The sequence below is a fragment of the Mycolicibacterium novocastrense genome (assembly GCF_001570485.1).
Lineage (GTDB): Bacteria > Actinomycetota > Actinomycetes > Mycobacteriales > Mycobacteriaceae > Mycobacterium > Mycobacterium novocastrense.
In genome coordinates this window covers 595,358-609,959 of record NZ_BCTA01000036.1, presented here as the reverse complement: position 1 = coordinate 609,959, position 14,602 = coordinate 595,358, and the positions used below count along the sequence as shown (strand labels likewise).

Sequence of the window (14,602 nt, the reverse complement as noted above, 5' to 3'; positions counted from 1 at the left end):
TCGCGGCGCGAGGTGCTTTTTCGCGGTTCTCCGCCGACTTTCGAGGACGTGCTACGCCGAAGCTAGATGCGGCCCCCGGGGAACATCGTCTTGACCGCCTGCGTGATCGTGTTGCGTGCGGTGACGTCGTCCGCGGCCTGCATCGATGCGATCGCCATGACGAATCGACGGTCCGCGCCGATCGCTCCGGTGGACCAGTGCACCCAGTTGCCGCCGTTCCAGCAGCAGAACCAGCCCTGCTTGACCGCCACCCGCTCCTCGTAGAGCCCGTCGGGGATGCCGAACCGCTGGGGATACACACCGCCGGGCACCGTGCCGTCGGGCGCCGTCGGAGTCGACCTCGCCAGGTTCGACACGATGACGTCGGCCTTGTCGGGGGGTAGGCCGCCGCCGCCCGACAGCAGCTCTGAGTAGTACCGCACCAGGTCTGCCGTGGTGCTCAAGGTGTTGAACCAGCGGCCGTTGTACGGCGTGCTGGTCGCGCCCAGGCCGTATCGCGCGGTGACCCGCGAAACGATCTCGCTGCCGCCGCCGCGATTCCAGAAGATCTCGGCCGCGCTGTCATCGGATGACCGCAGCATCGCCTCCAACGCCTTGCGGTCCTGCGGCGTGAGCTCGGTCCGTCCCTGCGATTCCTGCAGCAGCAGGTCGTCGGCGATGAACAGCTTGACCACCGAGGCGATCGGCATCGCCTCGTTGTTGCCGTTGGACACGAAAGTCCCGGTATTGCGGTCGAGCACGGCGATCGCGAGGTCGGCGCCGGCCTCGGCGGCCTGTTCGGTGGCCTGGCGTGTGCGAGCGTCGATGCCGCCGAAGGAGGCGGCGGGTTCGTCGGGCGCGGTTTCGGGCAGCGGCGCCAAGCCGCCCTGGGGCGCGATGACGGTCAGATGCGGGCCGGCCGGATGCGGTGGCGTGCCGTGGACCTTCGCCTCGCAGCCAGCAGCGACCACGATCGCAGCGGCGACGAATGCGATCGTCTTGACCAGCGGAGACGGCCGCCGTTGCATGACCCTCCTCGATTGGCCCAGATAGAGTTTTCCGGGCCCCGCCGCGTTGCTTCGGCCCTGGTGTCAAGCGTAATCACTGGCTACCCCGGGCGCCTGCTTAGGTAACCTCGGCAACCGCGGACCAGATGACTCAGTGCGATTTCGTCCGAGCAGGTCTCATCTGGCACAATTGAGCAGTTGTCTGTGCAGGACCCGGGAACGGCCAGTTCCGCCCGCTGCGAGATACACCCCGATTCGCCCGATCAGATCGGCTCGGCAGGCCATGTCACGGCATCCTCGTGACAGCAGCGCCCGCAGCCGCCAACCGCAAGGAAGTGTCACCGATGAACACGCTGGACTTCGTCGATCAGACATCACTGCGCGACGACATCCCGGACTTCGGTCCCGGCGACACCGTCAACGTGCACGTCAAGGTCATCGAGGGCTCCAAGGAGCGCATCCAGGTCTTCAAGGGTGTGGTCTTGCGGCGCCAGGGCGGCGGCGTCCGCGAGACGTTCACTGTGCGCAAGGAGAGCTACGGCGTCGGCGTCGAACGAACCTTCCCGGTGCACTCGCCCAACATCGACCACATCGACGTCGTGACCCGCGGTGACGTACGTCGTGCCAAGCTGTACTACCTGCGCGAGCTGCGCGGCAAGAAAGCCAAGATCAAGGAAAAGCGCTGACCTCCGGGTCGGCCGCCGGCGCCGGAGCCTGATCCTTGGAGCGCGAGCAGCGCGGGGCTGAGCACGGCGCTGGCTACCCTGATGCGGTGACCGGTTCCCCAGAGCCCGACGAATCATCAGCCGAGCACCAACCCGAGACCGCCGCGCCGGACGGCGAGACGGAAAAGCCCAAGAAAAAGGGCGGCGCACTCCGGGAATTCGCGATCCTCATCTCGATCGCGCTCGTCATCTACTACGTCATGCTGACGTTCGTCGCCCGGCCGTATCTGATTCCGTCGGAGTCGATGGAACCGACCCTGCACGGCTGCCCGGGCTGCACCGGCGACCGGATCATGGTCGACAAGCTGACCTACCGTTTCTCGTCCCCTGAGCCCGGCGACGTCGTCGTGTTCAAGGGCCCGCCGAACTGGAACATCAACTACCGGTCGATCCGCTCGGACAACACCGCGATCCGATGGGTGCAGAACGCGCTGTCGGTCGTCGGATTCGTTCCGCCCGACGAAAACGACCTCGTCAAGCGGATCATCGCGGTGGGCGGCCAGACCGTGGAATGTCGAGCTTCGACCGGATTGACCGTCGACGGTAAGCGGCTCGACGAGCCGTACCTGGACCCCGACACCATGCGGGCCGACCCCGCCATCTACCCGTGCCTGGGTAATGAGTTCGGACCCGTCGAGGTGCCCGAAGGCCGGTTGTGGGTGATGGGGGACAACCGCACCCACTCGGCTGATTCGCGCGCGCACTGCACCAACACCCCGGCCGACGCCCAGAAGGGTCTGCTGTGCACGGGCGATCCGATGGCGGGCACCGTCCCGGTGGACAATGTGATCGGAAAGGCGCGGTTCATCGCGTGGCCCCCTTCCCGGTGGGGTGGCGTGGGCAGCGTGAACCCGCAGACGTAACGCCAGACGCAACTAGGAGAGCTGTTCTTGCCGGCGACATGGCCTCCGCGCACTGTGATCCGGAAGTCCTCGGGGCTGCGCACATTGGAATCTGCGCTCTACCGCAGTGGTCTCGGACCGGTGGCCGGCGTCGATGAGGTCGGCCGCGGTGCGTGTGCGGGTCCCCTTGTCGTCGCCGCCTGCGTCCTGGGTCCCAATCGGTTGGAGAGCCTCTCGGCCCTCGACGATTCAAAGAAGCTGAATGAAAAGGAGCGCGAGCGCCTTTTCCCTTTGATTCGGCGCTACGCCCTTGCCTACCACGTGGTGTTCATCCCGTCGCATGAGGTCGACCGCCGTGGCGTGCACGTGGCCAACATCGAAGGTATGCGCCGTGCGGTTGCGGGCCTGTCCGTGCGACCCGGCTACGTGCTGTCCGACGGATTCCGCGTGCCTGGGTTGCCGGCGCCCTCACTTCCGGTGGTCGGCGGTGATGCGGCCGCGGCGTGTATTGCGGCGGCCAGCGTGCTGGCCAAGGTCAGTCGTGACCGCTTGATGGTGAAGATGGAGGCCGAACACCCGGGCTACGGTTTTGCCCTCCACAAGGGCTACAGCACACCCGCGCACAGCGCTGCGCTGGCCGAGCTGGGGCCCTGTAGCCAACACCGGCACTCGTTCATCAACGTCCGTCGGGTGGCCACCGCCGGAGGGATCAGGGTGGTGACCGAACTGGTTGACTCCTGCCAAGTGGGTCCACCGGATCAATGCGACGAAGCAGGGTAGGGGACAATGGGAGCCAACAAGGGGGGCAGCGACCAAGATGAAGGACAGCTGAGCCGATGAGTGCCGAAGATCTCGAGAAATATGAAACCGAGATGGAACTCTCGCTCTACCGCGAGTACAAGGACATCGTCGGCCAGTTCAGTTACGTGGTGGAAACCGAGCGGAGGTTCTACCTCGCCAACAGCGTCGAACTGGTACCGCGCAACTCCGACGGAGAGGTCTACTTCGAGCTTCGGCTGTCCGACGCCTGGGTGTGGGACATGTACCGGCCCGCCCGCTTCGTCAAGCAGGTGCGGGTGATCACTTTCAAAGACGTCAATATCGAAGAGGTCGAGAAGCCCGAGTTGCGGCTGCCGGAGTAGTCGAGAGTTTCCGACCGTGCAACGCGCGTAGAGCCACGAACGTTTGCACCAGTAGTAATCATCCGAAATGCCAACACCATTGGCCTTGTCGGTGTGCCTCCGACCTTTCCAAGACCGACCGTCTCTATTCTCACAAAAATTGCCAATTGGCTTCGCTGGCGACCTTCGCACGGCACGATTGGGTGGCACCGACGGCGATGCCGTTGCATCCGCCGACTCACGGGTGCGCTGAACAACGCCTGTGTCGGGCCTAATCCTTGTTCCGTAAATCCTCGTTGTCGACGTGGATGACAAGACGGTCGTATACGTCGCGGCCGCGAGACAGATAACACCTAAGTGTCCCGTTTCTACCGGTTGAACTGGGCCGAACTGTGTGACATTCTTGTGCAGCAAACAAACATTATCCTTCTGGCCGGCTGAAAGGGGATCCGCGACCAAGAATTTCCGTACCACAACGGGAGCGATTGACCCAAAGATATGTTCCGGCGTAAAGTCCTGCACCGTCCTGAATCGCACAGCGGGGGGAATGCGGGCTTGTCATACCGACCGACGGGGTGCGGTGCGGGACACCTCGGGTATGAGCGCGGGAGCGATCGGTGATGCGCTATCTGCTGCGCCCACTCGTCGGATTGGCCTCGATCGTTGGAGTCGTGGCGGTTTTCGCGTTGGCGGCGAGCCTGTTTCGGGGTGACTTCGCCGATACCGTTCCGGTGACCGTCATTTCGCAGCGAGCCGGGCTGGTGATGAATCCGGATGCCAAGGTCCAGGTCCGCGGCGTCCAGGTGGGCCGCGTCGCATCGATCGAATCACTTCCCAGCGGTGAGGCGGCGCTGCATCTGGCTATGGATCCCTCACGCCTCGACGCCGTTCCGGCCAACGCACTGGTCGACATCGCGTCACCGACGGTCTTCGGCGCCAAGCAAGTGCTATTCGTCTTCCCCGACGATCCGTCACCGCAATCGCTGCGCGCGGGTCAGGTGATCGAGGCTCAGCATGTCATGGTCGAGGTGAACACCGTGTTCGAGCAGCTGACCTCGGTGCTGTCCACGATCGAGCCGGCGAAGCTGAATGCCACCCTCGGTGCGATCGCGCAGGCCGTTTCCGGCCGGGGGCAGAAGTTCGGCCAGATGCTCTCGGACCTCGATTCGTACCTCGCGACGCTGGAACCCAGCCTGCCCGCGCTGAACCGCGACCTGGAACTGGCGCCCGGGGTGCTGCGCGCATATGCCGACGCGACAGGGGATTTCGTGTCGATCGCCGACAACGCGGCAAGCATCAGCGAATCCATCGTCGACAAACAGGACGACCTCGACGCGGCGCTCGTCAGCGTGATCGGGCTGGCCGACGTCGGCAACGAGGTGATCGGTCACAACCGTCAATCGCTGACCGACGTCGCGCGGCTATTGGTCCCGACCACGGCATTGACCAACGAGTACAACCAGGCGCTGTGGTGTGCGCTGGCCGGCATTGTCGAGGCGTCGCACCTCCCACCGTTGAAAGCGCCGGGCGTCGAGGTGCTGGCCGGCTTCCTGTGGGCCCAGGAGCGGTACCGCTACCCCCTGGATCTGCCCAAGGCCGGTGCCGAGGGCGGTCCGCAGTGCACCGGACTGCCGAAGCTGCCGTTTGAGACCGTCGCGCCGTATGTCGTGGCCGATACCGGAACCAATCCGTGGCGACGCACCTACCCGGGCATCATCCTCAACGCCGACATCATCAAGCAGATCATGTTTCCCGACACCGAAACCGCTGGGCCGCCCCGCAATACAGCACAGATCGGGATGCCCGGATGAGGCGTTCGCTGCGGCCGACCCTGATCAAGTTCGGGCTCTTCGCGCTCGTGATGACGTTGCTGACCGCGTCGCTGTTCTTCATCTTCGGCCAGTACCAGACCGGCAGCACCAAGGATTACACGGCCGTGTTCGCCGACGCCTCCCGGCTGAAGACCGGACAGTCCGTGCGGGTCGCCGGGATGCGGGTCGGAACGGTCAACGGCGTCAAACTCCGTCCGGACAAGACGGTGCTGGTCAGCTTCGACGCCGACCCGAATGTGCGCATGACCACCGGTACGCGGGCGGCGGTCCGGTACCTGAACCTGGTCGGCGACCGATACCTGGAACTGATCGAGGGACCGGACGGAACGCCGCTTGCGCCCGGTTCTGAGATCCCCTCGGAGCGGACGCAGGGCGCACTCGACCTCGACCTCCTGCTCGGCGGGCTCAAACCCGTTATCCGGGGGCTGAATCCAGAAGATGTGAACGCGCTGTCGGCGTCCCTCATCCAGATCTTCCAGGGGCAGGGCGGCACCTTGCAGTCTCTGCTGAACAACACCTCCGGGTTCACCACGGCGCTTGCCGAGCACAACCAGACGATTCAGGCGCTGATCGACAATCTCCGCACGCTGCTTGTCACCCTGAATCGGGAGGGCGACAAGTTTTCGGGCACGATCGACCGCTTGGAGAAGCTCGTCACGGAGCTGGCAGCGGAACGTGACCCGATCGGCACCGCGATCGAGTCGCTGAACAATGGATCGGCGTCGGTGGCCGATCTCCTCAGCGATGCGCGCGCACCGCTGGCGGGCACCGTCGACGAACTCGCCCGGCTGGCCACCAATCTCGACTTCCAGAAGGACCGGCTCGACACGAGCCTGCAGAAGGCGCCGGAGAACTATCGCAAACTGATCCGGACCGGGTCGTACGGCAGCTTCTTCAATTACTACATCTGCGAGCTGAAGTGGCGGGTGACCGACCTGCAGGGCCGCACCGCCGTCTTCCCATGGATCAAGCAGGAAAACGGGAGGTGCACCGAACCCTGATGCTGAAATACCGTGGCAGGCAACTCATCCGCGCCGGGATCCTCGGCGTGGTGCTGATCGTCCTCGTCATCGCCGTCGGGCTCGCTCCGGAACGACTGGTGTCATGGGCGACCGCGGTGCGGTATCAGGCGCAGTTCACCGACGCCGGGGGGCTGGCAGCGGGCAACGACGTGACGATCTCGGGCATCAAGGTGGGTACCGTCTCCAGCGTTGCGCTCCAAGGACGCAACGCATTGGTCACGATGGTGGTCGACGGCTCGGTAGCGCTGGGATCGGACACCACCGCACACATCCGGACCGGAACCCTGCTCGGTGAGCGGGTCGTCACCCTGGAATCCAAAGGCGAGGGGTCGCTGCACCCGATGGATGTGATCCCCGTGTCGCGCACCGCATCCCCATATTCGTTGACCGAGGCGGTCAGCGAGCTGACGAGCAATACCGCGGGCACCGACACCGCGTCGTTGAACCAGTCGTTGGACACCTTGTCAGCGACCCTGGACCAGGTTGCACCGCAGCTGGGCCCGGCATTCGACGGGTTAACCCGGGTGTCCAAGGCGATCAACGACCGTGACGAAACGCTGGGGGACCTGCTCGAGAACGGCGCCGACGTCACCGAGATCCTGTCGGACCGCAGCCAGCAGGTGAACACGCTGATCCTCAACGCCAACGACCTGGTGTCGGTGCTGTCGGCGCGGCGCTACGCCATCGTCGAACTGCTCGCGCACACCTCGGCGCTGTCCCAGAAGCTGTCCGGCCTCATCGCCGACAACGAGAAGGAGCTCGCCCCCACGTTGGAGAAGCTCAACGGCGTCACCGAGATCCTGGAGCGCAACCGCGACAACATCGCCAAGGCGCTTCCCGGGCTGGCGAAGTTCCAGATCACGTTGGGCGAGACGATCGGTAACGGCCCGTACTACCAGGCCTACATCCCCAACATCTTCTTCGCCGAGATCTTCCAGCCGTTCTTCGATTACGCGTTCGGGTTCCGGCGCGGGGTCAACGCCGGCCAACCGCCCGACAACGCCGGACCGCGCGCCGAGCTTCCGTTCCCGTACAACGGAATTCCGATGCCCCACGAGCAGTGGGGGCCGGGCCGATGAACAACGCCTGGGTGAAGCGTGCACTCGCGGTCGCACTGGCGGTGGTGCTCGTCGGCGGGGTCGTGATCCTGGTCCGGCAGACCGTGTTCCGGCCCACGACCATCAGCGCCCAGTTCACCACGGCCACCGCCATCTACCCCGGTGACGAGGTGAGAATCGCCGGGGTCAAGGTGGGTTCGATCGAGTCGATCAAACCGCTCGGCACCCAGGCGGAGATGAGGCTGGCCCTCGACCACGGCATCAAGGTGCCCGCTGACGCGAAGGCGGTGATCGTCGCCCAGAACCTGGTCTCGGCGCGATACGTTCAGCTGACGCCCGCCTACGAATCCGGACCCGCGATGGCCGACGGCGCCGTGATCCCGTTGGACCGCACGGCGGTTCCGGTCGAATGGAACGAGGTCAAAGAACAGCTGATGCGCCTGGCGACGGACCTCGGCCCCGCCGAGGGCATGTCGACCGGTTCAGTCGGCCGGTTCATCGACAGCGCGGCCAACGCGCTCGACGGCAACGGCGACAAACTGCGTCAAACGCTTGCGCAGCTCTCCGGAGTCGGTCGCATACTCGCCGACGGAAGCGGCAACATCGTCGACACCATCAACCACCTGCAAGCGTTCGTCTCTGCGTTGCGCGACAGTAACGAGCAGATCGTGCAGTTCCAGGACAGGTTCGCGACGTTGACAAGCGTGGTCGGCGACAGCCGATCCGATCTGGACGCCGCATTGAGGAATCTGTCCGACGTCGTCGGCGAGACGACCAGGTTCATCCGGGGCACGCGCGACCAGACCGCCGAACAGATCCAGCGACTGGCAAACGTCACGCAGAACCTCGTCGACAATCGCATGGCGCTGGAAAATGTCCTGCACATCGCGCCGCACTCGATCGCCAACGCGGTCAACATGTTCGACCCGCGCACCGGGGCCGCCAGCGGCGTGTTCGTGCTCAACAACCTGTCGAATCCGGTGTGGGCGTTCTGCGGCATGATCGGAGCGCTGCAGAACGTCACCTCGCCGACCACCGGCAAGCTGTGCTCGCAGTACCTCGGGCCCGGCCTGCGCACAGCGAGCATCAACAATGTGCCGTTCCCGTTCAGCCTGTTCCTGACGTCGAACCCGCCGCCGTACATGCTGCGGTATTCGGAACCAGAGTTGATGCCCGGCGCGGGTGGGCCCCCCGACGATCAGCCTGAGCCCCCGCCCGCGGTGTCGGCCTACACGGGTATCGGCGACATACCGCCGCCTCCGGGTTGGGGAGCGCCACCGCCACCGCCGGGTATCCCACCCGCACCACTGGCTGCACCCGCACCACCCGGTCCGCCGACCCTGCAGAACATGCTGCTGCCCGCCGAGCGGCCGAATTCGCCGGCACCGCCGGCATTACCGAATTCACCGGCGCCGCCGGCATTACCGAATTCACCGGCGCCGCCGGCGGGGGCGCCCCCGGCTCCGCACGTCGGAGAACCGTCATGATCGGCCGTCGTACCGTGGCCACCGGGCTGACCCTGCTGCTGACGCTCACCGGGTGCTCGTTTCAGGGGGTGAATTCGTTGCCGCTGCCGGGGGCGGTGGGCCGAGGGCCGGACGCCAGCGTCTACCACGTCGAACTCGCCAACGTCGGGACGCTGGAATCGAATTCGCCGGTGATGATCGACGACGTGGTGGTCGGCAGCGTGGGCAGGATGACGTTGCACGGCTGGCACATCGACCTCGAGATCTCCGTCAAGCCCGATGTCGCGGTGCCTGCCAACGCCGTCGCCACGGTCGGTCAGACCAGCCTCCTGGGCTCCATGCACGTGGCGCTGGACCCGCCGCCGGGTGAGAAGCCGAGCGGCAGGCTCAGTCCGGGCGCCACCATCGGTCTCGACAAGACGTCGACCTACCCGTCGACAGAACAGACGCTGTCGTCACTGGCTGCGGTGGTCAACGGCGGGGGACTCGGCCAGATCGGTGACATCATCGCCAATTTCAACACCGCGCTGTCGGGACGCCAGGCAACGGTGCGCGACCTGATCGCCCGTCTGGACACCTTCGTCGGGACCCTGTACCGGCAGCGTGACAACATCATCGCCACCATCGAGGAGCTGAACAGGTTCTCGCAACGGCTGGGTGATGAACAGCGGGTACTCACCCGCGCGCTCGACAAGATCCCGCCCGCGCTCGACGTGCTGATCCGCGAACGGCCCAACTTCACCACCGCACTGAACCGGTTGGGGCAGTTCAGCGATACGGTCTCCGGTCTGATCAACGACACTCAAGCCGACCTCGTCACAAATCTGCAGAACCTGGAGCCGACGCTGCGCGCACTCGCCGATGTCGGCGCAGAGATCGGCACGGCGCTGGCCTCCCTGCCGACGTTCCCGTTGAGCCAGAACTTGATCGACCGCGGGGTGCGCGGTGATTACGTGAATCTGTTCGTCACGGTGGACTGGACGAACGCGCGGCTCAAGCGTGGATTGCTGCTCGGTACCGCGCTCGGGCAGAACCGCGCGTCGTTGATTCCCGCGCCGGGTGATCCCGGGTACGACTCGTACTACACCAAATTCCCTATGGGCGTCGGCACCTCGCCGCCCTTCGGCCCGATCCCGAATACTGCGCCCGCCCCATGGGAGCCGGGGGGTGGTGGCTGATGTTGCCGCGGATGGTGCGCATCCAGCTCGTGATCTTCTCGATCGCGTCGATCATCGGTGTGGTCGCGATGGTGTTCGCCTACATGCAGGTGCCCACCCTGCTGGGCATCGGGAAGATCACCGTCACACTGGAGTTGCCCTCGTCCGGCGGGCTCTACCGGTTCGCCAACGTCACCTATCGCGGCGTGCAGGTCGGCAAGGTGACCGAGATGAACGTGTCGCGCACGCGGGCCATCGCGACGCTTCGCCTCGACACGGCACCGAAGATTCCGGCCGATCTGCAGGCCGAAGTGCGCAGCGTCTCCGCCGTGGGCGAACAGTACGTCGAACTACTCCCGCGCACCGACTCCGCACCGTACCTGGAAGACGGATCGGTGATCCCGATGGCCGACACCACGATCCCGCAACCGGTGAGCCCGATGCTGGAGCAGGTGAACACCCTGATCGCGAGCATCCCCACAGGCCGGCTGACCGAGTTGATCGACGAATCGTACAAGGCGTTCAGTGGGGCCGGCTTCGACATGGGTTCGCTGGTGGATTCATCAGCCACGCTCTCGGAAGCCCTGAACGAGGACGCGTCCCGCTCCGCGAGGTTGGCCGAAGATTCGGTGCCGCTTCTGGATTCGCAGGCCCGCTCGACCGACGCGCTGCGCGTGTGGGCACGAAGCCTCGCCGGTATCACCGGACAGGTCGTCGCCGACGACCCGCAGATCCGCACACTGTTGGAGGAGGCCCCCGCAGCGGCGAACGAGGTCTCCGGGCTGCTCGAGCAGATCAAGCCGACCCTGCCGGTGCTGTTGGCCAACATGACCACCATCGGTCAGGTGGCAGTGACCTATCGGCCGTCGTTGGAACAGGTGCTGGTGCTGTTGCCGCCGTTCGTGGCCAACGTGCAATCGTCGGCTCCCCAGAACAATCCGACCGGTATCGCCCTGGGTGACTTCCGTATTCAGATGGCGGACCCCAACCCGTGCACCGTTGGCTTCCTGCCGCCCTCGCAATGGCGGAGCCCGGACGATCAGACCACGATCGACACGCCGGACGGCATCTATTGCAAGCTGCCGCAGGACTCGCCGATCGTCGTGCGGGGCGCACGCAACGCGCCGTGCATGGGGGTACCCGGCAAGCGGGCGCCCACCGTCGAGCAGTGCTACAGCGACAAACCCTACGAACCGCTGGCGATGCGTCAGCACTCAGTGGGGGCGTATCCGATCGACCCGAACCTCATCGCACAGGGTGTGCCGCCCGACGACCGAGTCACGGCTGACAAGAACCTTTTCGCTCCGCTCGATGGCACGCCACTTCCGCCCGGCGCGGTACCGCGGGGTCCGCTCCCGCCGATCCCGCCTCCGCCGCCGGCGCCAGGCGCACAGATGCCGTCGTTGCCGCCGAACGCGATACCGCCCCTGGTGTCGCATCAGGTGGATCAGCAGGGTGCCGCCGCGCCTGCCCCCCAGGCGGCGACCCCACACGGGTCACCGCCGCAGGGCCCGCCGCCGCAAGGACCGCCGCCGTCGGGGGCGGTGCCCGCGACGCCGAGTTCAGTCACCACCGCTCCTATGGAGGGACCATCCGTCGCCATCGCGCACTACGACCCCCAGACGGGTCAGTATGCGACGCCGGACGGAAACGTCGGCCACCAAACCGATCTCGTGCAAACCCCGAAGTCCTGGCAGGAGCTGATCTACGAAGGAGGGGCGCGGTGATACGGGCGTTGACGATCGTGGCGAGCATCATCGCGGCGGTTCAGTTTGCGCCTCCGGCGCAGGCGCAGAACGAGGTCGCGATCAATGGCGTCTTCACCGCGTTCTCCGACGGCCGATGGGCGACGACCAACGACTCGCGGCACGACGAGGCAAGCGTCACACAGACCTGGACCATCACCTCGACGTGTACGACGTATCAGGACTGCACCGGGCGGGTCGACAGCGACCAGGGCTGGAGTGCGGAGGCGGTGTACATGAGCGGCCGGTGGAAGGTCACCAGGACGGTCCCGGACTGGGAGCCCTGCATCGACGGTACGGCCTACCCGGGTAAGCAGGCGTGGGTGTTCTGGCTAGGTTATCCGCCGGACCCCAACAAGTACGTCGGGTGGGACAAGACCGAGGGGCCCAGCGGCGCCTGCGGATTCAACAAGGTGCTCGACATCGAGATGCCGTTCACGCTGACCCGCGTGGGTTGAATGCGTGCCGAGGGATCGTCAGCGGCAGGTCGATCGAGCTGAGCAGACCCGGTTGTGCGGCAACGACGTACGGGATCGCGTTGATGACACGCATCGCCGTCGCGACCATCGCTCCGGCGCCCGAGGTCATGCTCTCGATGGCCGCATCCTTGCGGTCGCGGACGGTCGCCGCCATCGTGCATTCGATGTCGGGCTGGCCGGTGATGACAATGCGGTAGCCGAGCGCGTCCGGCATCGTCGGCCACTCGGGGGCCACGTCGGGCGCCAAGCGGGTGACGTGTTCGATCACGATCGCTTCTCGGCCGTCGACGATGCCGATGGCCTGCATACGCAGGGCGCCGCAGGTGCCCGCTTCGACGGTGCCCATCGCCACCTCGAGCGTCCGCTCGGTCACCGCGCGGTCGAACGTCTCGCGGACCTCTTGCACCTCGACACCGAGAGCCTCGGCGACCATGCGGATCTGCCCCTGCCATTCGCCGGAGATGGCACCGGGAAACGAAATCCACGGCTGGTAGTCGAGCGGCCGCCCGAATCCCAAAGCGTCGCTCATGATGTCGGGAACGCCGTAGTCATCGTAGAGACCGATCTCGTAGGCGTGGATCTTCTCGATCTGCGAGGACTGCGTGCTCAACACCAGCGGTAGGTAGTCGGCGACGAATCCCGGTTCGATACCCGAGGCGTACAAGGAGACCTGGCCCTCCTTGGCCGCTGCGGCCAGTTGGTCGCGCCACTCGGCCGGTTCGTAGGCGTGCGGGTTGACCAGGTGCGTGGTGCTGGTGGTCACCACGTTGATGCCTGAGCTGAGCAGCCTCACGTAGTCCGGGATGGCGAGCGCATCGCGTTCGGGCCCGCTGGCGGCGTAGACGACGCAGTCGGGTTCGAGCGCGATCAGCGCGTCGGCATCGGTGGTGGTGGTCAACCCGATCGGGTGTCCGTTGGCGAGTTCACCGGCGTCCTTGCCGTCCTTGTCGGGGGAGTGCACCCACACCCCGACGAGATCCAGGTCGGGCCGCTGGGAGATCGCGCGGATCGCGATGGACCCGATTCCGCCGGTCGACCAGACCACGACGCGGTGCTTGTCTCCGGACATCGATCCTCCTCGGAGATCGCGAGATGGCGACAGAGCCAGCGCTGAGAATAGCATCCACTATTAATGGAAACCAGAACAAAAATTAGGTTAGAGTCGGTCGTCGTGAATGCCTCGAGCTTGTTGCGGCGCTGATGTTCACGCTGCGTTTCGACATGCGCGCGCCCGCCTTCGGAGCGCCGGCGACCGAGCTCTACGCGGCCGCTGTGCAGATGTGCGAGTGGGCCGAGACGCGCGGGGCGGTGATCGCCGTGCTGTCCGAACATCACGGCACCGAGGACGGCCACCTGCCCGCGCCGCACCTGCTGGCGTCGGCGATCGCCGCGCGAACCACCCGCCTGGCCATCTTGTTGGCCGCCGTGCCCATCACCTTCTGGGACCCTGTGCGCCTGGCCGAGAACATCGCGGTGCTCGACATCGTCAGTCGCGGCCGCGTCTCCTATGCGTTCGGGATCGGCCACCGTGCCGAGGAGTACGAGCATTTCGGCGTGGACATGCGCCGGCGAGGTGCGCTGGCCGATGAATCGTTGGCGCTGCTGCGGCGGTTGTTGACCGGAGAGACGGTCGAGGTCGACGGGCGCCGCGTTGTGGTGACACCACCGCCGGTATCCCCTGGCGGGCCGTACATGCTGATCGCCGGGGGCAGCAAGGCCGCGGCCCGGCGCGCCGCCCGGCACGGGCTGGGCTTCATCTCCCAGATCGCCTCGGACGAGTTGAAACAGTTCTACGAAACCGAGTGTCGCAACAACGGATTCGAACCCGGCCTCATGCAGTTCCCCACAGAGGGGGCACCGACGACCGTCTTCGTCGCCGATGATGTGGATGCGGCGTGGCGGGAGCTGGGGCCGCATCTGCTGCACGACGCGGTGATGGCCGCCTCCTACCGGCACGGTGACGATGCGGTGGCGAGTATCTCGACGGCGCAGACCGTGTCCGAGCTGCGGGAGGCCGGTGGGCCCTACCGCATCTTCACATCCGAGGAGGCCGCCGAGTACGTCCAGGGCGGCAGACCGCTACCGCTGCTTCCCCTGTGCGGCGGCCTACCGCCAGATCTGGCTTGGCCCTACCTCGAGCGCGCCGCACGGGTGAGCGCGTCAACCTGA

Annotated in this window: 14 protein-coding genes; 12 read left to right on the top strand and 2 right to left on the bottom strand. The window is 65.8% G+C overall.

From position 1 onward, the window contains the following. Positions 1 to 62: 62 nt before the first annotated feature. Positions 63 to 1,007, bottom strand: a complete 945-nt coding sequence (locus tag RMCN_RS16065; protein ID WP_067390865.1) for a serine hydrolase — start codon at positions 1,005 to 1,007, stop codon at positions 63 to 65. A 323-nt stretch (positions 1,008 to 1,330) separates the two neighbouring features. Here RMCN_RS16065 and rplS point away from each other — a divergent pair, with 323 nt between their 5' ends. From rplS to RMCN_RS16010, 11 genes are all read left to right on the top strand, one after another. After that, the gene (gene rplS / locus RMCN_RS16060) at positions 1,331 to 1,672 is read left to right on the top strand and encodes a 50S ribosomal protein L19 (protein WP_064351209.1); all 342 of its coding nucleotides are present in this window, start codon (positions 1,331 to 1,333) and stop codon (positions 1,670 to 1,672) included. 86 nt (positions 1,673 to 1,758) lie between these two features. After that, a complete protein-coding gene (lepB, locus tag RMCN_RS16055) occupies positions 1,759 to 2,574 on the top strand; it encodes a signal peptidase I (protein ID WP_064414843.1) in 816 nt (271 codons plus the stop codon). A gap of 27 nt (positions 2,575 to 2,601) precedes the next feature. Then, a complete protein-coding gene (locus RMCN_RS16050; RefSeq protein ID WP_067390862.1) occupies positions 2,602 to 3,333 on the top strand; it encodes a ribonuclease HII in 732 nt (243 codons plus the stop codon). A 56-nt stretch (positions 3,334 to 3,389) separates the two neighbouring features. Continuing rightward, entirely contained in the window at positions 3,390 to 3,695 is a 306-nt protein-coding gene (locus RMCN_RS16045) for a DUF2469 domain-containing protein (protein ID WP_064414845.1), read from the top strand. Between the two features lie 599 nt (positions 3,696 to 4,294). Further along, positions 4,295 to 5,485 carry an MCE family protein gene (locus RMCN_RS16040; RefSeq protein WP_084377440.1) on the top strand — a complete coding sequence of 397 codons (1,191 nt, stop codon included), beginning with the start codon at positions 4,295 to 4,297 and terminating at the stop codon, positions 5,483 to 5,485. Beyond that, positions 5,482 to 6,507 carry an MCE family protein gene (locus tag RMCN_RS16035; protein ID WP_064414847.1) on the top strand — a complete coding sequence of 342 codons (1,026 nt, stop codon included), beginning with the start codon at positions 5,482 to 5,484 and terminating at the stop codon, positions 6,505 to 6,507. The genes RMCN_RS16040 and RMCN_RS16035 overlap by 4 nt, the downstream gene beginning before the upstream one ends. Continuing rightward, on the top strand, positions 6,507 to 7,607 hold the full coding sequence (locus RMCN_RS16030) for an MCE family protein (RefSeq protein WP_067390859.1): 1,101 nt from the start codon (positions 6,507 to 6,509) through the stop codon (positions 7,605 to 7,607). Before RMCN_RS16035 ends, RMCN_RS16030 begins: the two co-directional genes overlap by 1 nt. Then, on the top strand, positions 7,604 to 9,073 hold the full coding sequence (locus tag RMCN_RS16025) for an MCE family protein (RefSeq protein WP_067391222.1): 1,470 nt from the start codon (positions 7,604 to 7,606) through the stop codon (positions 9,071 to 9,073). The genes RMCN_RS16030 and RMCN_RS16025 overlap by 4 nt, the downstream gene beginning before the upstream one ends. Continuing rightward, positions 9,070 to 10,230, top strand: a complete 1,161-nt coding sequence (locus RMCN_RS16020) for an MCE family protein (protein WP_067390856.1) — start codon at positions 9,070 to 9,072, stop codon at positions 10,228 to 10,230. Before RMCN_RS16025 ends, RMCN_RS16020 begins: the two co-directional genes overlap by 4 nt. Further along, positions 10,230 to 11,936 (top strand): MCE family protein, encoded by a 1,707-nt coding sequence (locus tag RMCN_RS16015; protein ID WP_067391215.1) that lies wholly within the window; start codon positions 10,230 to 10,232, stop codon positions 11,934 to 11,936. Before RMCN_RS16020 ends, RMCN_RS16015 begins: the two co-directional genes overlap by 1 nt. Next, positions 11,933 to 12,412: an Rv2253/PknI dimerization domain-containing protein gene (locus RMCN_RS16010; protein ID WP_067390853.1), complete on the top strand. Its 480-nt coding sequence runs from the start codon at positions 11,933 to 11,935 to the stop codon at positions 12,410 to 12,412. Before RMCN_RS16015 ends, RMCN_RS16010 begins: the two co-directional genes overlap by 4 nt. Here the strand turns inward: RMCN_RS16010 and RMCN_RS16005 are convergent. Then, a complete protein-coding gene (locus RMCN_RS16005; protein WP_067390850.1) occupies positions 12,390 to 13,502 on the bottom strand; it encodes an NAD(P)H-dependent amine dehydrogenase family protein in 1,113 nt (370 codons plus the stop codon). The two genes, RMCN_RS16010 and RMCN_RS16005, sit on opposite strands and share 23 nt — an antisense overlap. Before the next feature lie 131 nt (positions 13,503 to 13,633). Here RMCN_RS16005 and RMCN_RS16000 point away from each other — a divergent pair, with 131 nt between their 5' ends. Continuing rightward, entirely contained in the window at positions 13,634 to 14,602 is a 969-nt protein-coding gene (locus tag RMCN_RS16000) for an LLM class flavin-dependent oxidoreductase (protein ID WP_067390847.1), read from the top strand.